At 40.3% G+C, this 19,697-nt stretch carries 20 protein-coding genes; 11 read left to right on the plus strand and 9 right to left on the minus strand.

Annotation, left to right across the window (positions count from 1 at the left end; all coding sequences use genetic code 11):
* Positions 1 to 281: 281 nt before the first annotated feature.
* Positions 282 to 506, plus strand: a complete 225-nt coding sequence (locus FTV04_RS02690) for a hypothetical protein (protein WP_078192886.1) — start codon at positions 282 to 284, stop codon at positions 504 to 506.
* Positions 507 to 632: 126 nt separating this feature from the next.
* On the opposite strand, the gene bioB is transcribed toward FTV04_RS02690, so the two are convergent.
* Entirely contained in the window at positions 633 to 1,625 is a 993-nt protein-coding gene (gene bioB, locus FTV04_RS02695; RefSeq protein WP_180088525.1) for a biotin synthase BioB, read from the minus strand.
* 277 nt (positions 1,626 to 1,902) lie between these two features.
* The gene (gene queG, locus FTV04_RS02700; protein ID WP_180088526.1) at positions 1,903 to 2,997 is read right to left on the minus strand and encodes a tRNA epoxyqueuosine(34) reductase QueG; all 1,095 of its coding nucleotides are present in this window, start codon (positions 2,995 to 2,997) and stop codon (positions 1,903 to 1,905) included.
* 20 nt (positions 2,998 to 3,017) lie between these two features.
* Between queG and FTV04_RS02705 the strand changes: the two genes are divergently transcribed.
* Together FTV04_RS02705 and FTV04_RS02710 are read left to right on the plus strand one after the other, a co-directional pair.
* On the plus strand, positions 3,018 to 4,505 hold the full coding sequence (locus FTV04_RS02705) for an NAD(P)H-hydrate dehydratase (protein WP_180088527.1): 1,488 nt from the start codon (positions 3,018 to 3,020) through the stop codon (positions 4,503 to 4,505).
* A gap of 1 nt (position 4,506) precedes the next feature.
* Positions 4,507 to 4,782 carry an acylphosphatase gene (locus FTV04_RS02710; RefSeq protein WP_168379658.1) on the plus strand — a complete coding sequence of 92 codons (276 nt, stop codon included), beginning with the start codon at positions 4,507 to 4,509 and terminating at the stop codon, positions 4,780 to 4,782.
* 70 nt (positions 4,783 to 4,852) lie between these two features.
* Here FTV04_RS02710 and ruvC read toward each other — a convergent pair whose 3' ends face one another.
* A complete protein-coding gene (ruvC, locus tag FTV04_RS02715) occupies positions 4,853 to 5,398 on the minus strand; it encodes a crossover junction endodeoxyribonuclease RuvC (RefSeq protein ID WP_078189034.1) in 546 nt (181 codons plus the stop codon).
* A gap of 132 nt (positions 5,399 to 5,530) precedes the next feature.
* Here ruvC and FTV04_RS02720 point away from each other — a divergent pair, with 132 nt between their 5' ends.
* On the plus strand, positions 5,531 to 6,103 hold the full coding sequence (locus FTV04_RS02720; protein ID WP_078192890.1) for an FxsA family protein: 573 nt from the start codon (positions 5,531 to 5,533) through the stop codon (positions 6,101 to 6,103).
* Between the two features lie 146 nt (positions 6,104 to 6,249).
* A complete protein-coding gene (locus tag FTV04_RS02725; protein ID WP_180007363.1) occupies positions 6,250 to 6,897 on the plus strand; it encodes a LysE family transporter in 648 nt (215 codons plus the stop codon).
* A gap of 69 nt (positions 6,898 to 6,966) precedes the next feature.
* On the opposite strand, the gene FTV04_RS02730 is transcribed toward FTV04_RS02725, so the two are convergent.
* The 3 genes from FTV04_RS02730 to ahpF all read right to left on the minus strand — a co-directional run bounded on the left by FTV04_RS02730 (position 6,967) and on the right by ahpF (position 9,472).
* Entirely contained in the window at positions 6,967 to 7,161 is a 195-nt protein-coding gene (locus FTV04_RS02730) for a hypothetical protein (RefSeq protein WP_168379657.1), read from the minus strand.
* 236 nt (positions 7,162 to 7,397) lie between these two features.
* Positions 7,398 to 7,640, minus strand: a complete 243-nt coding sequence (locus FTV04_RS02735; RefSeq protein ID WP_078192893.1) for a hypothetical protein — start codon at positions 7,638 to 7,640, stop codon at positions 7,398 to 7,400.
* A gap of 266 nt (positions 7,641 to 7,906) precedes the next feature.
* Positions 7,907 to 9,472, minus strand: a complete 1,566-nt coding sequence (gene ahpF, locus FTV04_RS02740) for an alkyl hydroperoxide reductase subunit F (protein WP_180088528.1) — start codon at positions 9,470 to 9,472, stop codon at positions 7,907 to 7,909.
* A 283-nt stretch (positions 9,473 to 9,755) separates the two neighbouring features.
* Between ahpF and FTV04_RS02745 the strand changes: the two genes are divergently transcribed.
* The gene (locus FTV04_RS02745; protein WP_180088529.1) at positions 9,756 to 9,974 is read left to right on the plus strand and encodes a DUF1653 domain-containing protein; all 219 of its coding nucleotides are present in this window, start codon (positions 9,756 to 9,758) and stop codon (positions 9,972 to 9,974) included.
* A 57-nt stretch (positions 9,975 to 10,031) separates the two neighbouring features.
* Positions 10,032 to 10,625 carry an O-methyltransferase gene (locus FTV04_RS02750; RefSeq protein WP_180088530.1) on the plus strand — a complete coding sequence of 198 codons (594 nt, stop codon included), beginning with the start codon at positions 10,032 to 10,034 and terminating at the stop codon, positions 10,623 to 10,625.
* An 86-nt stretch (positions 10,626 to 10,711) separates the two neighbouring features.
* Here the strand turns inward: FTV04_RS02750 and FTV04_RS02755 are convergent, their stop codons facing one another.
* From FTV04_RS02755 to ahpC, 3 genes are all read right to left on the minus strand, one after another.
* Positions 10,712 to 10,918 (minus strand): KTSC domain-containing protein, encoded by a 207-nt coding sequence (locus FTV04_RS02755; protein WP_078189026.1) that lies wholly within the window; start codon positions 10,916 to 10,918, stop codon positions 10,712 to 10,714.
* A 218-nt stretch (positions 10,919 to 11,136) separates the two neighbouring features.
* On the minus strand, positions 11,137 to 11,613 hold the full coding sequence (locus FTV04_RS02760) for a hypothetical protein (protein WP_180084197.1): 477 nt from the start codon (positions 11,611 to 11,613) through the stop codon (positions 11,137 to 11,139).
* A 291-nt stretch (positions 11,614 to 11,904) separates the two neighbouring features.
* Positions 11,905 to 12,468: an alkyl hydroperoxide reductase subunit C gene (gene ahpC, locus FTV04_RS02765; RefSeq protein WP_078193727.1), complete on the minus strand. Its 564-nt coding sequence runs from the start codon at positions 12,466 to 12,468 to the stop codon at positions 11,905 to 11,907.
* Between the two features lie 356 nt (positions 12,469 to 12,824).
* On the opposite strand from ahpC, the gene FTV04_RS02770 reads away from it, so the two are divergent.
* The 4 genes from FTV04_RS02770 to FTV04_RS02785 all read left to right on the plus strand — a co-directional run bounded on the left by FTV04_RS02770 (position 12,825) and on the right by FTV04_RS02785 (position 19,646).
* Positions 12,825 to 13,262 carry a hypothetical protein gene (locus FTV04_RS02770; RefSeq protein WP_180088531.1) on the plus strand — a complete coding sequence of 146 codons (438 nt, stop codon included), beginning with the start codon at positions 12,825 to 12,827 and terminating at the stop codon, positions 13,260 to 13,262.
* 541 nt (positions 13,263 to 13,803) lie between these two features.
* Complete coding sequence (locus FTV04_RS02775) at positions 13,804 to 17,721, plus strand: DUF3418 domain-containing protein (protein WP_218949887.1); 3,918 nt, start codon at positions 13,804 to 13,806, stop codon at positions 17,719 to 17,721.
* A 30-nt stretch (positions 17,722 to 17,751) separates the two neighbouring features.
* Complete coding sequence (locus FTV04_RS02780; RefSeq protein ID WP_078189024.1) at positions 17,752 to 18,867, plus strand: beta-ketoacyl-ACP synthase III; 1,116 nt, start codon at positions 17,752 to 17,754, stop codon at positions 18,865 to 18,867.
* A gap of 11 nt (positions 18,868 to 18,878) precedes the next feature.
* On the plus strand, positions 18,879 to 19,646 hold the full coding sequence (locus tag FTV04_RS02785) for a 1-acyl-sn-glycerol-3-phosphate acyltransferase (protein WP_180003116.1): 768 nt from the start codon (positions 18,879 to 18,881) through the stop codon (positions 19,644 to 19,646).
* The last annotated feature ends 51 nt before the right edge of the window (positions 19,647 to 19,697 follow it).

Raw genomic sequence — 19,697 nt, forward strand, 5'->3', positions numbered from 1 at the left:
CATGATCATAATATTTCAGGACGAAATATTCAGAAGCACATTAATAAATAAACGGGAGTTTTAACAACATGCTTCAATTATTCAGAAAACTATTTTGCATGCATATTTACGAATACGAGCAAATGGAAGAAATCGGTTCGCACAAGGAATGTCGTAAGTGCGGTGTGACAAAGTAATGCAGAGTCTCAGCCGAAAAAAAAGTGAGCGAAAGCTCACTTTTTTAATGCCGGTCAATATTGAAATCATTAAAATAGAAATACATTCACAGTTTTCATGCAGATATGAGTAAAGATTTTCAAGCCGAGCGTTATACCGTCGATGCCAATATGGCAGATACCATTGCATGGTTATTACAACATCAAGATTGCTTTGAATCTTTTCATTATGATGCGATTCAGCAACAATTGGTGGTTCAACATGCTAATGGTCAAGACATCATTCGTGAAGGGGATTATTTAAATGCAGGGTATGGAATTTTAATAACAGCACATAACTTTGCGAAGTAATCGATATATTTTCCATACTCATGGTGATTCAACCATTCATTTATTCGCACCATCTCTTGCATTGCACATTGAAACCTACCACTGATCATTCAATAAAACTAAGCCCCGATGTTCGGGGCTTGGGTTTTAAGCCATTTGCATGGCATCAGTTGAAAGCTGTGCAGCAGTTGGTTTGGGCTGTTCCGCGATTAAACCGAGTTTGCTAAATAAAAGCTGATCTTTGCCTTCGCCTGCATTGGGTGTGGTCAGTAGTTTTTCACCGGAGAATAGTGAATTTGCACCTGCCATAAATGCCAAAGCTTGTTCTGAATCACTCAGGGATTCACGACCTGCAGAGAGACGAATATAGCTTTTTGGCATAATGATCCGTGCGACTGCAATGGTGCGAATCCATTCGATCACATCAAGTTTCTCAACATCAGCAAGTGGGGTACCTTGAATAGGTACAAGGAGATTGATCGGCACAGATTCAGGGTGAATCGGCAGCGTTGCCAACTCCATCAGGAAGGCAATACGGTCATCACGGCTTTCACCTAAGCCCACAATTCCGCCGCTACAGATTTTCATTCCAGATTGGCGGACATAATCCAGCGTCGTTAAACGGTCATCATAGCTACGCGTGCTAATAACATTGGGATAATACTCACGAGAGGTATCGAGGTTATGGTTGTAATAATCTAAGCCTGCCTCATGTAGGCGCTCTGCCTGAGATTGATTTAGCATGCCAAGGGTCATACAGGTTTCAAGTCCCAGTGCTTTGACTTCACGCACCATTTCTAGCACATAGGGCATATCCCGTTCATGTGGATTGCGCCATGCAGCGCCCATACAAAAACGTGAAGAACCTGAGGCAAGTGCAGCTTTCGCTTCATTGATGACTTTTTCCACAGCCAGACGTTTTTCAGCTTCTAATCCGGAGTCATAATGTGCAGACTGAGAGCAATATTTACAGTCTTCAGGGCACTTACCGGTTTTAATCGAAAGTAAGGTGCTGACTTGAATATGATTGGCTTGGAAATATTCACGGTGAATGGTCTGTGCTCGGAATAATAAATCCATCAATGGTTGTTGATACAACTCTTGTATTTCTGGGTGTGTCCAGTCATTTCGGTAGCTCATAAATGATCCATATTTTCTGCCTAATGCAGATCATCATACGTAAAATTTGCAGACTTCCAAGACTATTTTGTAACATTGAAAGTTGGCTAAAGTACATTGAAATGGCTTTTTTAAAGAACTTTTGATATTTGAGATACTTACAAAGTTGTGTTAAATGCCAGCACAATCGCTGCAATGTTTATTTTAAGATGAAAAATTAAGTTTCTTTGATTGCGTCACTAAATTTTAGCTTAAATGAAAACTTTGTAAGGATCTAGAAAATATAGAATCAAATCCATTAAAGCATCTTTGAGTTTTGTTCTGTAATTGCCCAATCAATATGAACTTGCACAATCGCGTCATGTTTTTCGCGAGAATTTTTTAATGATTGAACAATATTTGAACTGTATGGTGCATTGCCTAAGCCAATGGCGATATTTCGCATAAAGCTTTGATAGCCTGTTCGTCGGATAGGACTGCCTTCAGTGCAGCTTAAAAAGGTGGCTTCATCCCATTGCCAAAGATCTAATAAACTCACTTGATCGAGACCATGACGTGGATAAAAGTCCTCAATTTGAGTTTTATGCGCAAAGCTATTCCATGGACAGATAAGTTGACAGTCATCACAGCCAAACACACGGTTGCCAATGCCACGGCGTAATTCTTCAGGAATGATGCCTTTATATTCGATGGTTAAGTAGGCAATGCATTTACGTGCATCTAACATATAGGGCTCAACGATGGCCTGAGTTGGACAGATATCAATACAGGCTGTGCATGAACCACAATGTTTGGTTGCCGGAGAATCAAAAGGCAAATCGAGTGATGTAAACAGCTCACCTAATACAAAAAATGAGCCTGATTTTTTATGGATCAGTAAGGTGTGTTTGCCTGTCCAGCCCATGCCTGCATTTTCAGCTAAGGATTTTTCAAACACTGGGGCAGAGTCGGCAAAGGGTCTAGATTCAAAATCTCCGATTTTTTCACGGATAATATTCGACAAAGTTTTTAAACGCCCGCGCATGACTTTGTGGTAGTCACGACCACGCGCATAGCGTGCAATGATGGCTGCATTTGGCTCATCAGGCACATAACGTGGTTTTGGGGTTTCGACCAAATAGTCCATTCGGACACAAATGATACTGCGGGTACCGGGGACTAAAAGTGCTGGATTGGCACGTTTTTCAAGGTTTTCCTCTAGGAATTTCATATCGCCATGATAACCACGTTCTAAATATTCTTTAAAACGAGGGAGTTCCTCTTGAGCATCTGGCTTTGCGATGACACAATCAGAAAAACCTAAATTTAAGGCTTGTGCTTTAATCCATGCTTTTAGGGTTTCTGGATCATATTGATCGACAGGAATTTTTTGTGCAGGAATTGAAGCGGCCATAATCATAACAAGGAAAAACAATGCGTCTGCAAGTTTACCATAGCCCTGTTTATCTTAGCCAAAGTATTCAAGCTTGGGAGCAGCGTTGGTTTGCTCAGCACAATAGCAGTTATGGTCTGATGCAGCAGGTCGCATGGTCGATTGCTCAGCAACTCATTCCAATGTTCAAGCAGCAAAATTTAAAAAATATTGCCGTATGTTGTGGGCAGGGCAACAACGCAGGTGATGGATATCTTACAGCGCAATACCTACAGCAAGCAGGCTTTCAAGTCGATATCTATGCAGCTGAAATTGGAGCATCGAAAGATTTACATTCTGCGGTACAAGAAGCGATAGATCACAAGCTCAAGATCTATACACATTTTGATTTTCAGCGTGACTATGACGTTTATATCGACGCATTATTTGGTATAGGGCTCAATCGTGAACTTTCTAGCGAATGGCAAACCATTATTCAACGATTGAATGCATGCACGGGACTCAAAGTTGCGATTGATATTCCAAGCGGTTTACATGCCAATACAGGACAGCCTTTACCCATTGCATTTCAAGCTGATTATACCTTTACGGCATTGGGTCTAAAAGCAGGGCTATTTACAGGTCAAGCGAAGGAATATGCAGGTGAAGTTTCGGTGATGGCATGTATACCGACTGATGCAGAGCTAGAGCCACTCGCTTATTTGTCTGCGCAGAAAATAGCCTTACCTGCGCGTCAAGCTTTTGGTCATAAAGGCAGTTATGGCCATGTTTTGGTTGTTGGTGGGCATGCTGAAATGGGTGGGGCGGTGATAATGGCTGCTGAGGCTGCATTCCATGCAGGTGCAGGTAAGGTCACGGTTGTTTGTGATGCACGACATCACACCGCTATTTTGGCGCGCGCACCGAATATTATGCTACGCGATATCAATGCATTAAATGTAAAAGCGATTCGGCAACTGATCGATCAAGTCGATGCGATTAGCTTTGGCATGGGGCTTGGTCGTGACAATTGGGCACAACAGCAGTTTCAGTCATGGTTTCCATTGATTCAGCAGTCAACCTTGGAAATTGTTTTGGATGCAGATGCCTTGTGGTTTCTAGCTGAAACACCTGAAAAATTGAATACACGCACCTATGCAACGCCACATCCGGGTGAGGCTGCAAAATTATTGGGTCTATCTACTGCAGAAGTTGAAGCGGATCGTGTACAAGCAATTCAGTATTTAAAAGAAAAATTTCAAGGTCAATGGGTGCTTAAAGGGGCAGGCAGCTTAATACTTGAAGATCAGCTTTGGATTTGCACCGCAGGTAATGCAGGAATGGGTACAGGCGGTATGGGGGATGTGCTTGCAGGGATGATTGCAAGTTTAAAAGCACAATTTCATCAGCAAATTCATCTGCATGAAATCGTAAGCCTGCATGCTTTAGCAGGTGATGTATTGGCGAAGTCGGGGATGCGTGGTTTGCAAGCACAGGATATGGCCCAAGCGGTTTATCATGTGGTCAATCATTCAGGAGTTGAAGACTAAAATGCATGCAGTTAAATTGAGAATTCAAGGTAAAGTGCAGGGTGTTGGCTACCGTCGTTGGTTTGAGCAGCAAGCGCTTGCACTCGGTTTAAATGGCTATGTGAAAAATCTAGCGACGGGCGAAGTTGAAGCGCTGATTATAGGAACTGAAGACGCCATTCATAAAATACTGAAACACAGTCTGGTGGGGCCGTTACGAGCAGACGTGACTAAAATCGATCAGCAAGAAATTCCAATGCATGAATTAGACTATAGCGGTTTTAAAATGATTCGCTAAATTTGATCACTAGATTAGGTGGGCTTTTGAAAACAGAATGAATTACTGAACTATATGATTTGACGATTATTTACCGACGTCGAGTGCTTACACGACTTCGGCCGCGAGCCATACCACCTAAGGCATTCAGTACAGCCATTTTACTCATACTACCAGACGCATGCGCATGACAAATTGCGGCAGCCAAAGCATCGGCTGCATCCTGCTGGGGTTTGATGCTTAGGTTCAGAATGCGCATAACCATCATTTGGACTTGCTCTTTATCAGCAGCCCCATAGCCGACCACAGATTGTTTGATTTGACGTGCAGTATATTCAGCGACTTGTAAATCTAAATTGGTTAAAGCGGCAATGGCAGCACCGCGTGCTTGACCTAGTTTTAGGGCTGAGTCAGGGTTTTGAGCCATAAAGACTTGTTCAACAGCAGCTTCAGTAGGCCCGTGAAACTTTACGATGCGATCAATACCAGCAAAGATACGTTTTAAGCGTTCAGGCATTTCTGTTGTTTCGGTACGAATGGTGCCAGCATCGACAAAACGTAGTTTAGAGCCATCCTTCTCGATGATGCCGTAACCAGTTAGGCGAGACCCAGGGTCAATACCGATAATTAATGACATGTTTGCCCTATTTGCCCTTTAAAAATAAAATAATGCCCATATTGTTACATAAGCGTGTCAAAAAAGCTTGATAGTGATTGAGCAGTTGAACGCAACACCTTAAATTAATTTACTGAGATTTGTTTAATTTTCATGAAATTATTTCTTCTGATTTTAGCAGGCTTGATCCTGGAAGTGTTTGTCTGGATCGGTGTGGGCGACCTCGTCGGCAGCATGTGGTATGTCTTTTTCTGGTTCGTGGCGGCCTTCTTTATAGGGATGAATATTATCCGTAAATATTCATCAGGTCTGATGCCTCAAATGCAGCAAATGCAAGCAGGTCAAATGAGTAATGATCCAGCTTTAACTGGAAATTTACCAAAAATTTTGGCTGGTTTCTTATTGCTGTTACCCGGTCTAATCTCAGATATTATGGCATTACTTATTTTGATTCCACCTGTACAAAATGCCATGAAAGCAGTCATGATGAAAACAATGATGAAGCGTCAGCAAGCCATGATGGAAAAAATGATGGGTGGCATGATGGGCGATATGGGAGGCATGGGCGGTGCTCAAGGTCAGAACCCATTTGCAGATATGATGCGTCAAATGCAAGATATGCAAAATCAGCAATCAGGTCGTGATTCATCCGTTATTGATGGTGAAGCTCGTGAAGTGACGCCAGATGCGAAACAAATTGAACTGAAAGATGTCAATAAAAAATAATTAACTCAGTATGAAAGGCCGAATGTGTATTCGGCTTTTTTTTTGCGTAAATTTTGATACGGCCTAAAAATAAACCTTGTGTTGCCAACAAAAAAATTGAACAAGAGATATAATCTTCACGTTTTAATTCAAATGAATCAGCTTGCATGTCACTGTTATTCACCATCTGTGCGCTTCATTTTGTTGCGCAGTTGAGTCCCGGTCCAGATGTATTATTAATTGCTAAAAGTGCAGCATCAACAACGCGTGCAAATACCTTAAAAATTATTGCGGGGATCTCTGTCGGGATTGTGGTGTGGGTCGTTTTAACCTTATTGGGCTTTACGGTTCTGGTTGAGCAATTTCCATGGATACAACAAGTTTTAATGGCTGTTGGTGGATTTTTCTTAGCGAAAATGGGTTGGGCAATGTTTAGTGGCGGGCTTAAAAGTTTAAATCAAACAGCCAATTTAGAAGATGGGCAGGCCTTAAGTCAGCAGAAAACTGAAAATTATTTCTTATTAGGTTTATTTACAAATTTAGCCAATCCGAAAACATTGATTTATTTTAGTAGTGTGTTCTCACTGGCGTTGAGTTCATCAGCCAGTAGTAACCTAAAAGCACAGCTTGCTGTCATCATTCCGATTCAAACCTTTATTGTGTTTAGTTTGTTTATGATGATTATGTCTTTGCCTAAAATTAAAGCACTCTACCAACGTTCGGGTAGTTATATTGATGTGGTTTCAGGGGCGTTATTTTTAATTTTTGCGATTTGGCTGTGGTTCGACGCAATTAGAATGTTCAATCTTCAATAGCTGCAAACATATTGCTGTCAGCAAAGCGAAAGCCAAGTATTAAAACTTGGCTTTTTTTATGTCCAAGTTCTATTGCTCTGGATTGGTTTGATCTTGGTCTTTAGACGGTGCTGTATTTGATGGATCTTGTGCAATATCGGTGGTTTCAGCATGATCACGATAACGGTTTGGCTTGAGGGTAGTTTCGGTATTTTCAGAGCCTTTGTATGATCGGCTACGATTGGCGCGTTCACGTAAACCGCCTTTTTTGATTAACTGCACCATCATCTAGAACCTCATTGCTATCGCCATAGTTTAAAGAATTTTCCTCGTGAAGATAAGTGAGCAGGGCGATGCTAGCGCATAAAAAAGCCTGAAATCATTCAGGCTTTCATCATTTTAACTTATCTCTTTGAATGACTTTAACGCGACCCGATAACGGTGCTTAAATTCAGCTTAGCTAAAATTTTACACATTGCCAGCCTGTTCATAGGGCTATGTTTGGCTGTTGTAAAAAAAGCTTAATTTTTACCATCCTGCTTGAGTACTTCAAAGATGTTGAGTTGGGTTGTCGCTTCAGTATCGTGCTGTTGCAAATACACTTGGACACTCTTAAATAGAATGGCAACAGCCAAACAACTGAGTATGCAAAATATCCAAAAGCCATATGGGCTACGGATATTATGCGAGCCACATTCGGAACATTCTTTATCGCTTGAAGCCAATACTTTATTGCAACAAGCACAGTGATATTGATAGTGCATTGCTTTTCTCCATTTAGTCGAATTTGACCAACATTCTTGTTGTTATTGTCAACCATCAATCCGTGATGATTGTTTTATCTTAATGTGCAAATAAGCTGCTGTACAAGTTTTAAACGGTTTGTTTTGCTCATTATTGTGTAAGTGAAAAGCGTCAGAGAGTTAAATATTTGTTTTATTAATAATTTATAAATGAAACAAGAGATGAATTTTCAGTCATAAAAAAAGCCAGTTCGAAAACTGGCTTTTGCTGTTCTGTTTAAACTGAATTATTGACCAGAACGGATGATGTAATCAAAAGCAGACAATGATGCTTTCGCGCCTTCACCTGTTGCAATGATAATTTGTTTGTACGGTACTGTTGTACAGTCACCTGCTGCAAATACACCTTTCACATTGGTTTCGTTGCGTTCGTTAATCACGATCTCACCGCGGTTTGAAAGTTCTACAGCTGTTTCTTTCAAGAAATCAGTGTTTGGTAACAAACCAATTTGTACAAAGATACCTGCCAATTCAATCGTTTTGATTTCATCTGTTGCACGGTCTTTGTAGTTTAGTGCAGTCACTTGTGAACCATCACCGACTACTTCTGTAGATAATGCATTCATGATCACAGTGGTGTTCGGTAAGCTGTTTAACTTATCTTGAAGGACTTGGTCAGCACGAAGCTTGGTATCAAATTCAACAAGTGTTACATGTTCTACAATACCAGCTAGGTCAATCGCCGCTTCGACACCTGAGTTACCACCACCGATCACCGCAACACGTTTACCTTTAAACAATGGACCGTCACAGTGTGGACAGTATGCAACACCACGAGTACGGTATTCTTGTTCACCCGGAACGTTCATTTCTCTCCAGCGTGCACCTGTTGAAAGAATCACTGTTTTAGATTCAAGTTTTGCACCATTCTCTAAAGTCACTTCAACTAAGCCATTGGCTGTTTGGTCAGCACCTTTGATGTCAGATACACGTTGCAAGTTCATAATGTCCACACCGTACTCACGTACATGTGCTTCCATTTCAGCAGCAAACTTAGGACCTTGAGTCTTTTGAATCGACGTGAAGTTTTCAATGTCCATCGTATCCATGACCTGACCGCCCATGCGTTCAGCTACGATACCGGTTTTGATACCTTTACGTGCTGCATAGATTGCAGAAGTATTACCTGCAGGGCCACCACCAATTACAAGGACATCAAAGGCATCTTTGGCATTTAACTTTTCAGCATCTTTTGCGGCAGAGTTGGTGTCTAATTTAGCAATGATTTCTTCCAAGGTCATACGACCTTGACCAATGTGCTCACCGTCTTGGAATACCATTGGTACAGCCATGATTTTGCGTTCTTCGACTTCGTCTTGGAAGAATGCACCATCAATCATGGTTGCAGTTGTACCCGGGTTGTAAATGGCGATCAAGTTAAGTGCTTGAACCACGTCGGGACAGTTATGGCAGCTTAAAGATACAAACACATCAAAGTCAGTTTTAAGACCTAGACCTTTGATAGTGTTCAGTACTTCGTCAGAAACTTTCGGTGCATAACCTGAAGTTTGTAGCAAAGCTAGAATCAAAGATGTGAATTCGTGGCCCATAGGTAGACCTGCGAAGAATACGCGTGGAGTTTCACCTGCTTTTGCAATACCAAAACTTGGCGCACGGCTGTTGTTACCGTCAAAACGTGCAGTCACTAAATCAGATAAGGCAGCAACTTCAGTTACCAATTCTTTAATTTTGTCTGATTTGTCAGTACCGTTTAAGGTCGCGACGATTTCAATCGGGCCTTCAAGGCGTTCAAGTAAGGTTTTTAATTGAGCAGAAGTATTTTGATCTAACATTGCTAACGTCTCCAGAGGAGTAAATTTATTTGATGAGAGAATGATAGAACAAACCATTAAATAGGTGAAACGGTTTGTTTTTATAAAATTAATCGGTTTTACAAATCAAATGATTAAATTTCTTTCTAAATCATAAGAATATACCGATGTGAATCCAGTCAATATTGGGCCACTATCGAGAAATACAAGTTAAATAGTGGAAAAATAAACGAATTCATCGCGCTTTGAGCGAGAGAATGTTAGAGTCAACGCTATTGTATTGAGAACTTTTTAGGGAAATGGCATGCAGGTTAAACAGGGAATTTATCAGCATTATAAAGGTCAGTTGTATCAAGTCTTTCATGTTGCAACACATAGTGAAACGCGTGAAAAAGTTGTGGTCTATCAGTGCTTGTATGACGACTATTCAATGTGGGTCAGACCCTTAGAGATGTTTATGGAAACCGTCGAAATTGATGGTAAAGTAATACCACGTTTTAAACTGATCCAAGAAACCCACTAAGCAGATATTTAGTACTTTAATCTTTAAATATGAAAGAAATAACAAAAGGATAGAATCATGAGCATGGATGCAAATTTTAAAAACTATATGCAACAACTCTATGCAGACTTTAGTGCTCACGATGCTGCGCAAAATAACCGACTTGCGCGTTACCGAAATATTGAGCCTGAGTCTGCACTGTTTTTGGCTATGCAAATTCGCTTAAAACAAGCCAAACAGATCTTGGAAATTGGAACATCTACAGGCTATTCCACGCTGTGTTTGGCAGATGCTGCCCAGTCTACACAAGGGCGAGTCGAAACCATTGAAATTGATGCAGCGCGTATCGAACAAGCTAAACAGCATGCGGAAAATTTAGCTTTATCCGAATACATTGAATTTCATCATGGCGATGCGCTGCATTTTTTACAGCAGTTAAATCAGCGTTATGAATTCATTTTATTAGATGCAGAACGTGATGCGTATGTGGCGTATTGGTCATATTTAGCTGAATTAATACAAGTTCAAAATGGCGTGTTAATCGTGGACAATGTGCTGTCACATGCCGATGAGGTCGCTGAATTTATCCAGCGTGTTGAAACGGATGATCGTTTTATCAGTACAACATTAAATGTGGGCGCAGGGCTCTTTATGGTGACTTGGCGTAACTAAAAATCAGGGCATTCAGCCCTGATTTTATCGAAAATATTTTTTAATTAATAAAAATACTGTTGCTATAGCGCTAAACTTGTAGCGGTTTAACCCTGTAAGCTTACGCGTGAAAAATGTAGATCATATTCTAGATATTTGTGGACAAATGCCGTTTTATCACTACATCGAAGTAAATTATCATAAATAAAAGGTGAAACTGGATAAAAGAGATCCCCAGAACCATTCGCATAAAATATTTTTAAGTAACGTGAAGAAGAACTGTATTTCCAAGAAGTTACCACAGTTGTTGTCATAAGCCACCCCCTTATTGCGTTGTTATAGTCATACTGCAGTTAAAGGTTTATCTCTTTTGAAATTAAGACAAATTCAAGGCGTGGAGTATTGCAGAATTGTTAAAAAATAATGTTTTATCTCACATTTTTTTCATTTCTTTATCAACTAATTTGATAAAAATAATGCCAGTTCAAATAAATGCCATAAGTGTCATTCTCCCATATTAGTGTAAGGAGAGTTAAAAACTACGGCATTGTTCTGATTTATTGCCTTTGACTTGGTTGTTACTGCCATTAATTGAAAAAGCATTTTCAAGACAAATTAAATTACCTGCGATTTCATTATTATTTAGCACAATATTGCCGTTATTTTTCTTTAATTTCAGGTCGCCTGAAATTTGGTTATTGAGGAGTTGGATGTTTTTCCCTGTCGTAAAATCGACATTGCCACTGATATTGTTATGATTGGCAATGATCTTGGTAAAATTTTTATTCGATTCAATATTGCCTTTGATGTAGTTGTCATGCAGTTCAACATTGGCACCATTTTCTAAAATCACATTGCCATGAACAATTAAACCTTCAAGCTGACAATTTTTTTTGACTTTAATATCTTCACGAATACTTTGGTTTTTAATTTCACCTTCGCAGTTCACGGCAGCAAAAGTTGTAAACGAACATAAAATTAAACTGATCGAGACGAAATATTTTTTCATGGGCTTACATCTTCCTGAAATAAGCAATTGACCTAAAATTCATGTTAAAAATACTGAAATACTGGCAAAGATGTAAGCCTAGACAATCGGGTTTGCGGCGCATTTTTATTATATTTGTGTAAGCTCTAACTTGATGAATATCTACAGACATGTGGAATGTGCTTGAGCGTTAAAGTTGTAGGAATAAAGTGTGAACTGCGTAGGGTGTATGGAGGTATATACTCGCAGATAATAGGCATAAAAAAACCACGCTAAAAGCGTGGTTTTTGAATCAGTTCAATCTAATACAGATTAGATTTTACCAACTAGGTCGATTGAAGGAGCAAGAGTTGCGTCGCCTTCTTTCCATTTAGCTGGGCAAACTTCGCCTGGGTGAGCGTGTACGTATTGAGCTGCTTTAACTTTACGAAGAAGTTCTTGAGCATCACGACCGATACCACCAGCGTTGATTTCAACGATTTGGATTTTACCTTCTGGATCGATAACGAAAGTACCACGATCAGCAAGACCGTCAGCTTCGATTAATACGTCAAAGTTTTTAGCAAGAGTCCAGTTCGCATCACCAACCATTACGTATTGGATTTTTTTGATTTCTTCTGAAGAATCGTGCCAAGCTTTGTGAGTGAAATGAGTGTCAGTAGAAACTGAGTAGATTTCAACACCTAGTTTTTGGAATTCTGCATAGTTGTCAGCAAGGTCACCAAGTTCAGTTGGGCAAACGAAAGTGAAGTCAGCTGGGTAGAAGAATACAACAGACCATTTACCTTTAAGATCAGCTTCAGTTACTTCGATGAATTGACCATTTTGGAATGCTTGTGCTTTAAACGGTTTAACTTCAGTATTAATTAAGCTCATCATTGTCTCCATGATTGAGGTTTGTTTTTGATTTCCAATAGGGTACAGAAATTTTTCTTATTGCTGAAATAGTATTTTTACATAACTAATATCGGAAAATCCGAATTAGTACACTCCAGAACTATTTCAGCAATAACGATTATTTATCATTATTTCATTCGATATAAGCCATATCAATGCCATATAAAGTTGAAAGTAAAATGACAAAATCATCTTTTCAAAGTCTGTAACCAACATGATGCTTGTGGCATAAGATTTCAAGGGTGATCTCTAAAAAAGTTATAAAAAATATTTCAAATTATAGAATTTGTTCATATAAGATGGCATGAACATAAAATGATTCCAGATTTGATCAAGTGCTTAGTCAATTTTTTCGTATCATTGCCATTCTCAGTCTTGCACTTGCATCACTATGTATTCTTAAAGTTGAAGACACAGGTACAAATTTATGTATCTATGAATACTTGCAACCTCAAAAAGCGACCTATTTTAATGAACTATTAGGAACTTCATCAGATGATCCTACGCTATTGAGTACCACGGGAATCGTTGGAATCTTCTTTTTTTTCCCACTGTTGCTATCATTTAGACGTGCTTGGTATGTGGTTATATTATGGCTATATGCGATTTTTCAATTCATCATCATTTTAATGATAGAAACTGCTTCAATTTCAAAAATTATCTATGACAGTATTGTTTATTGTCATAATGGTTGGTTGTTCGCATGGGTGATCGGGCAGAGTATATTTATTGTTTTTAGTATCATTTATATTTTCTATGGGACTGAAACCTAATGGATAAAGCATCCAAATGGATAAGCTTGAGTTGCGTATTCTAGTCAGCATGTGGCTTTATTATTCTGTACTGGATGAATCAAGAATGTGCTTTCATTTCAAGGTGCTAGCCCGAATCAAATTAATTATTATGCTGAAATGAATGGTTCTTCATCGGATGAACCTCTTTTATTTATTTTTATTGCGTTGATTTGCTTTTTATTCTCAATTCTTTTTGTGCTTAGCAAAATCTGTTCATCATTTTTTGATCATCTCTTTCATTTTATTGATGTTTTTAATTGTGCCGTTGAGTGTGTCTTATACAGTGCCATTTTATCAGCTATTACATGACAGTATAGAAGCATGTGGCAATTATTGGTTATTGGCCGTAATTTTAGTTTTTTATCATTTTATTCTGTTCGGCTTCATCTATTGGTTTCAGGCACGCAAAAAATAGATTCATCTTTCACTATTTTTACATACAGCGTAAAATATTCGGTTCTATTTTAATTATTAGGATAATGCATCTGTGCCAAGTCAGTTAAATGTCGATCAATTGGTCATGGTTCGTGATCGCCATCGCTTAAGTCGGCTGAAAAAAGGCAAAGAAGCCAATCCTGAAAAATTTCAAGATTTGTTTGAAAAGTCGAATGCGAAAGTGCGCGAACGGATTGCCCGCATCCCAAATATTAAATTAAATCAAGACTTACCTGTTACGCAGTATGCAGACAAACTGATTGACGCGATTCAAAAGCATCAAGTGATTATTGTGGCAGGTGAAACAGGTTCGGGTAAAACTACACAGTTGCCGCAAATTGCCATGCTTGCCGGTCGTGGTTTAACGGGTTTGATTGGCCATACGCAACCTCGTCGACTGGCAGCGCGTAGTGTTTCGCAACGTATTGCAGAAGAAGTGGGCGAAAAGCTGGGGGAGTCGATCTCCTTTAAAGTTCGTTTCAATGAACAAGGTTCACAAGATTCCATCGTGCGTTTGATGACTGACGGTATTTTATTGGCTGAACTGGCCAATGACCGATTCTTAAATAAATACGACACGATTATTATCGATGAAGCGCATGAACGTTCGCTAAATATCGACTTCATCATGGGCTATCTCAAACAGCTCTTGCCACGTCGTAAAGATCTCAAAGTCATTATTACTTCCGCGACATTAGACGTAAACCGCTTCTCTAATTACTTCAATGGGGCACCTATTTTTGAGGTGGAAGGTCGAAGCTTCCCTGTAGAGTTGCGTTATCGTCCGATTTCAGAGCTGAGCATTGTCGGCAGTGATGATGATGAATTTGACGATTTTGAAGAAAATTTACCCCGTGCCGTGGTTTCGGCAGTAGAAGAATGTTTTCAAGATGCGCAGGAAAAAGGTCATCCTGAACATGCCGACATTTTGATTTTTGCCAGCACTGAACAAGAAATTCGTGAGTTACAGGAAACACTGCAAAAGTTTGGGCCACGTCATACCGAAGTTTTACCTTTATATGCTCGATTGGCTTTGGCAGAACAGCAAAAGATCTTTAATCCATCGGGTGGTGGGCGACGTATTATTATTGCCACCAACGTGGCAGAAACGGCTTTAACCGTACCGAATATTCGCTACGTAATTGATAGTGGCTTTGCTCGGATATCCCGTTATAACTATCGCTCACGTGTACAGCGTCTACCGATTGAGGCTGTATCACAGGCGGCAGCAAATCAGCGTAAAGGTCGTTGTGGTCGTATCGCACCGGGTGTGTGTATTCGACTGTATTCAGAAGAAGACTTTATGAGTCGTCCTGAATTTACCGAGCCTGAGATTAAACGAACCAACTTGGCCTCGGTTATTTTGCAAATGCAAAGTTTGGGCTTTGGTGAATTAGAAGACTTTGATTTTATTGAGCCGCCAGATCATCGTTTGGTGAATGATGGTCGTAAGCTTTTGATTGAGCTTGGGGCGATGGTTGAGAAAGGGAAAGCCCCTCTTTCGCAAAGAGGGGTTGGGGGAGATTCTATTGAAAGTAATCCCCCTAAATCCCCCTTTACAAAAGGGGGACTTCCTCCGGCGAAGGGTGGTGGTTTAACCAAAATTGGTCAGCAAATGGCGAAAATGCCGATCGACCCACGTCTTGCAAGGATGATTTTGGGTGGAGCGCATTTTGGTGTATTAAATGAAGTCTTGATTATTGTCGCTGCTTTAGCGGTACAAGATCCACGTGAACGTCCTGCGGATAAACAAATGCAGGCTGATCAGAAACATGCTTTGTTCCGTGAAGCTGACTCGGATTTCTTGTTCTATATCAAATTATGGGAAGCTTTAGTCGCTAACCGTGACATGAGTGAAAATAAGCGTCGAACCTTTGCACGCAACCATTTCCTGAGTTGGTTACGCCTCCGTGAGTGGAAAAAAACCCATGAGCAATTGGTGGATTTGGCTCAAGGCTTAAAACTGTCCTTTAATGAAAAGAAAGCCAATTATGAAAATCTGCACCGTGCGCTATTAACGGGTTTACTTTCATTTATTGCCAACAAAACCGATGAACGTAATGTGTTCATGGCAGTGCGTCAGCAAAAGGCACGTATTTTCCCTGCATCAACCTTGCATAAAACCAATACACCGTGGGTCATGGCTTTTGAGATGGTTGAAACCTCTCAGGTATATCTTCGAACGTTGGCGAAAATTGAACCTGAATGGATTCTATTGGCTGCAGGCGATTTATTGAAGCATCATTATTTTGAGCCGCATTGGTCGAAAAAAGCTGGTGTGGTGAATGCTTATGATCAAATTTCTTTATTTGGTTTGATTATTGAGCCATGTCGTCAGATTAATTATGAAAAAGTGGATCATCCGGCGGCGCATGAAATTTTCCTACGCGATGCGTTGACGACGGGACATTTGGGTATTACGCCGCCGTTTTTAAAACACAATTTATTAAAACTCGAAGAAGTTGAGCGTGTTGAAGATAAACTGCGTCGTCGTGATTTGGTGGTGGATGAAGAAACCATCTACCAATTTTATGCTGCAAAAGTGCCTGAAGAGGTGGCAAGTCGTCGTAGTTTTGAAGACTGGCGTGCAACTGTAGAACCGAAAAATCCACGGCATTTATTTATCGATGATGATGCGCTTTGGATGAATGACCGTCCAACGACCCAGCAATTTCCAGACTACCTACGAAATGGTGAACTGCGTTTGGCTGCAAGTTATCGTTTTGACCCAAGTCATGATGAAGATGGTGCAACGGTCAAAATTCCAGTTCAAGCTTTACCGCAAGTGGATGAAAATATTTGGTCATGGGGTATACCTGGTTGGCGACAAGACCTGATTGAAGCCTTGCTTAAAGCACTGCCTAAGGATAAACGCCGTCACTTGGTGCCAATACCTGATACGACTCGTAAATTGATGGATCGTGTCGATGCTATGCATTTGCGCGAGCATATTTTTAGTTTCTTGGCATATCAACTGCGTGGTGAGCAAATCACAGACAAAGACTTTTCTTGGGAACGCGTTGAGCAATATCTGCTGCCTTTAATCAAAGTCATTGATGAAAAAGGCCGTGTGATTGAGCAAGGTCGTGATCTAGATGAACTCAAAGCTCGCTGTCGTACGGAAACTCATAGCCCAGTCAAACAGTTAAAAGGTGAGTTTAAAACCTTCCCTGATAATTTTGTGTTCGAAGCATCACAAAAAGTCACGGGTGTGGTGGTGAAACAATATCAAGCGCTTGTTCCAGTCAAAAGCTTTGCGGAGTTGGATGCCAAAGATGAATCGGGTGTGGTGATTCAGACTTTCAATGACCAATTTGAAGCAGTCAAACAACACCGCGAAGGGATCATTCGTTTGGTTCATATGCAGTTGGGGGATTTAGTTCGTCAGTTGAAAAAACAGATTTCTAAACCCTTGGCATTGGCTTATTCACCGCTAGGTGACAAAGCTAAACTAGAGCAAATGTTAGTTTATGCCACACTTCAGCTTGCAATAAATGAGCTACCTGTCAATGTGCAGGAGTACCAAAACCTGATTTTAAATGTAAAGAAATCTTTCTTAACCCATGGGCAACAAGCATTAGCCGTTTTAACTGAAACCTATATTCAATGGCAGGATATACGTCGGAAATTGTTGGTTTTAGATGATTCTGTGTTTGGGAAGAACATTGATGACATTGAAGATCAGCTCGATTTGATGCAACTTTCAGATTTTGTTTATGGCAAAACTTCCGATGTGTGGCTCGAATTTCCAAGATATTTGAAGGCATTAGTCTTGCGTTTAGACCGCTTGCCAAATAACCTACAAAGGGACAATTCTGCCATTGATCAAGTTGACCCATGGATGGAAAAATTATTTAAGTTTAAAAATGACACTCGCCTTAAAGAATTGTATTTCATGGTTGAGGAGTTACGCATCTCTATTTTCTCTCAACCAATGAAGACCAAGATGCCAATTTCTCCATCCCGCTTGCAAAAAGTATGGGATAAGCTCGGAATCAGTTAAGATATAGGTAATTTCTAAAAGGAGTTTTACATGGGCATCCGCATTACGGGTACAGGTCTTTATCATCCAGAAGACGTAATTACTAACGAAGAGTTAGTTGAAGCTTTAAATGCTTATGTGGAACAGTACAACAGCGACAATGCTGAAAAAATTGAAGCCGGTGAACTAGAAGCACGCCGTGGTTCAAGTGCAGAATTTATCGAAAAAGCATCTGGCGTGAAAGCACGTTATGTTGCTGAAAAAAGCGGTATTTTAGATCCAAAACGTTTACGCCCAGTGCTACATGAACGTCCAAATGATGAAATTTCGCTACAAGCGGAATGGGGTGTTGCTGCGGCTAAACAAGCGATGGAAAATGCAGGCGTGACTGCAGAAGACATCGATGTAGTGATTTTGTCATGTTCAAATATTCAACGTGCTTATCCTGCTGTAGCGATTGAGATCCAAACTGCATTGGGTATTCAGGGCTATGCCTATGACATGAACGTTGCATGTTCCGCTGCAACTTTTGGTATCAAACAAGCTTATGACGCGATCAAATCAGGCGCTCGTCGCGTGTTATTGGTGAACGTTGAGATCACATCTGGTCATACAGATTTCCGTATGCGTGACTGTCACTTCATCTTTGGTGACGTTGCAACGGCTTCGATCATTGAAGAAACTGAAACCAAGGCTGGTTTTGAAGTGTTGGATATTGACCTGTTTACACAGTTCTCAAACAACATTCGTAACAACTTCGGTTACTTAAATATGAGTGAAGTCGATGCTGACATCGACAACAACCGTTTCCGTCAAGACGGTCGTAAAGTATTTAAAGAAGTGTGTCCATTAGTGGCGAAAATGATCACCAAGCAATTGGATGACAACAAAATTGCGGCAACAGATGTAAAACGCTTCTGGTTACACCAAGCAAATGCCAGCATGAATGAATTGATTCTGAAACTGGTTGTGGGCAAAGAACATGCTCAGCCAGACCTTGTACCAATCATTCTTGATGAATTTGCCAATACTTCATCAGCAGGTGTCATTATTGCATTGCACCGTACTGCGAATGAAGTAAACCATGGCGAATACGGTGTACTTTGCTCATTTGGTGCAGGCTACTCAGTAGGTTCTGTACTTGTTCAAAAACATGATGCTGCCTAAGGTCAGCACATTTGCAGGTTGAACATGATGCAAAATGGATAAAGCGTTTAAGCGCTTTATCCCGCATGTATTTCACGCCAACGTTTTTGGGCGCTGAATATATCGATGCATCTAAACCTGCAATGTATGTAGGGAATCACACAATTTACGGTGTACTCGATTCACCGGTGATTATTGATTATCTCTACAATGAACATAAAGTGGCTGTGGTCAGTATTGCTGATCATAGCCATTTTTATTTGCCTGGTTGGCGTGGCATGGTCAAAAAGTTCGGTGCAGTCCAAGGTATTCAGGACTATGTCAGAACAGTGATGCAACAAGGTTATTCCATTTTGGTTTTTCCCGGTGGCGGTCGAGAGGTTTTGAAACGCAAAGGCGAAGCCTATCAACTGATCTGGAAGCAACGTTATGGCTTTTTAAAACTGGCGCAAGAATTTAATTATGACATCGTGCCTTTTGCTGCTTTAGGTGGGGATGAAGTCTTTGAACTGGGTTTTGATGCCAGTGTGATCGTTGAACATCGTTGGTTTAAACAACTATTAAAAATACAAAAACTCGATAAATTATTACGCCATGGTGATGTGATTCCGTCTTTACCCAAACGGATTATCCCCAAGCGCATTCCGTTCTATTTTCAATTTTTACCCCGTCAAAGTTTAAGTCATATTCAGAGTGTGGAGGATTTAAAGCGTTATCGAGAGGCTCTACAACAAGATATTTACACTGCGATAGAACAGCTCAAAAAAATCCGTGCAGAACAACATTCTACAGATCAATAATAGTGACTACTCTGAAACTTTACCCATTTTTTATCCGTCACAGCTCAAAAT

Origin of the sequence: Acinetobacter sp. YH12219, from assembly GCF_013417875.1 — a bacterium.
In the GTDB taxonomy this organism is placed as follows: domain Bacteria; phylum Pseudomonadota; class Gammaproteobacteria; order Pseudomonadales; family Moraxellaceae; genus Acinetobacter; species Acinetobacter amyesii.

What these genes read in the sequence shown, in the direction of transcription:
- ahpC (WP_078193727.1), bottom strand. Translation starts at nt 12,468, where the DNA reads ATGAGCTTAATTAATACTGAAGTTAAACCGTTTAAAGCACAAGCATTC.
- FTV04_RS02750 (WP_180088530.1), top strand. Translation starts at nt 10,032, where the DNA reads ATGAGCATGGATGCAAATTTTAAAAACTATATGCAACAACTCTATGCA.
- FTV04_RS02705 (WP_180088527.1), top strand. Translation starts at nt 3,018, where the DNA reads ATGCGTCTGCAAGTTTACCATAGCCCTGTTTATCTTAGCCAAAGTATT.
- FTV04_RS02725 (WP_180007363.1), top strand. Translation starts at nt 6,250, where the DNA reads ATGTCACTGTTATTCACCATCTGTGCGCTTCATTTTGTTGCGCAGTTG.
- ruvC (WP_078189034.1), bottom strand. Translation starts at nt 5,398, where the DNA reads ATGTCATTAATTATCGGTATTGACCCTGGGTCTCGCCTAACTGGTTAC.
- FTV04_RS02745 (WP_180088529.1), top strand. Translation starts at nt 9,756, where the DNA reads ATGCAGGTTAAACAGGGAATTTATCAGCATTATAAAGGTCAGTTGTAT.
- FTV04_RS02690 (WP_078192886.1), top strand. Translation starts at nt 282, where the DNA reads ATGAGTAAAGATTTTCAAGCCGAGCGTTATACCGTCGATGCCAATATG.
- FTV04_RS02780 (WP_078189024.1), top strand. Translation starts at nt 17,752, where the DNA reads ATGGGCATCCGCATTACGGGTACAGGTCTTTATCATCCAGAAGACGTA.
- bioB (WP_180088525.1), bottom strand. Translation starts at nt 1,625, where the DNA reads ATGAGCTACCGAAATGACTGGACACACCCAGAAATACAAGAGTTGTAT.
- FTV04_RS02775 (WP_218949887.1), top strand. Translation starts at nt 13,804, where the DNA reads ATGGTTCGTGATCGCCATCGCTTAAGTCGGCTGAAAAAAGGCAAAGAA.
- FTV04_RS02710 (WP_168379658.1), top strand. Translation starts at nt 4,507, where the DNA reads ATGCATGCAGTTAAATTGAGAATTCAAGGTAAAGTGCAGGGTGTTGGC.
- FTV04_RS02735 (WP_078192893.1), bottom strand. Translation starts at nt 7,640, where the DNA reads ATGCACTATCAATATCACTGTGCTTGTTGCAATAAAGTATTGGCTTCA.
- FTV04_RS02730 (WP_168379657.1), bottom strand. Translation starts at nt 7,161, where the DNA reads ATGGTGCAGTTAATCAAAAAAGGCGGTTTACGTGAACGCGCCAATCGT.
- FTV04_RS02720 (WP_078192890.1), top strand. Translation starts at nt 5,531, where the DNA reads ATGAAATTATTTCTTCTGATTTTAGCAGGCTTGATCCTGGAAGTGTTT.
- FTV04_RS02755 (WP_078189026.1), bottom strand. Translation starts at nt 10,918, where the DNA reads ATGACAACAACTGTGGTAACTTCTTGGAAATACAGTTCTTCTTCACGT.
- queG (WP_180088526.1), bottom strand. Translation starts at nt 2,997, where the DNA reads ATGGCCGCTTCAATTCCTGCACAAAAAATTCCTGTCGATCAATATGAT.
- ahpF (WP_180088528.1), bottom strand. Translation starts at nt 9,472, where the DNA reads ATGTTAGATCAAAATACTTCTGCTCAATTAAAAACCTTACTTGAACGC.
- FTV04_RS02760 (WP_180084197.1), bottom strand. Translation starts at nt 11,613, where the DNA reads ATGAAAAAATATTTCGTCTCGATCAGTTTAATTTTATGTTCGTTTACA.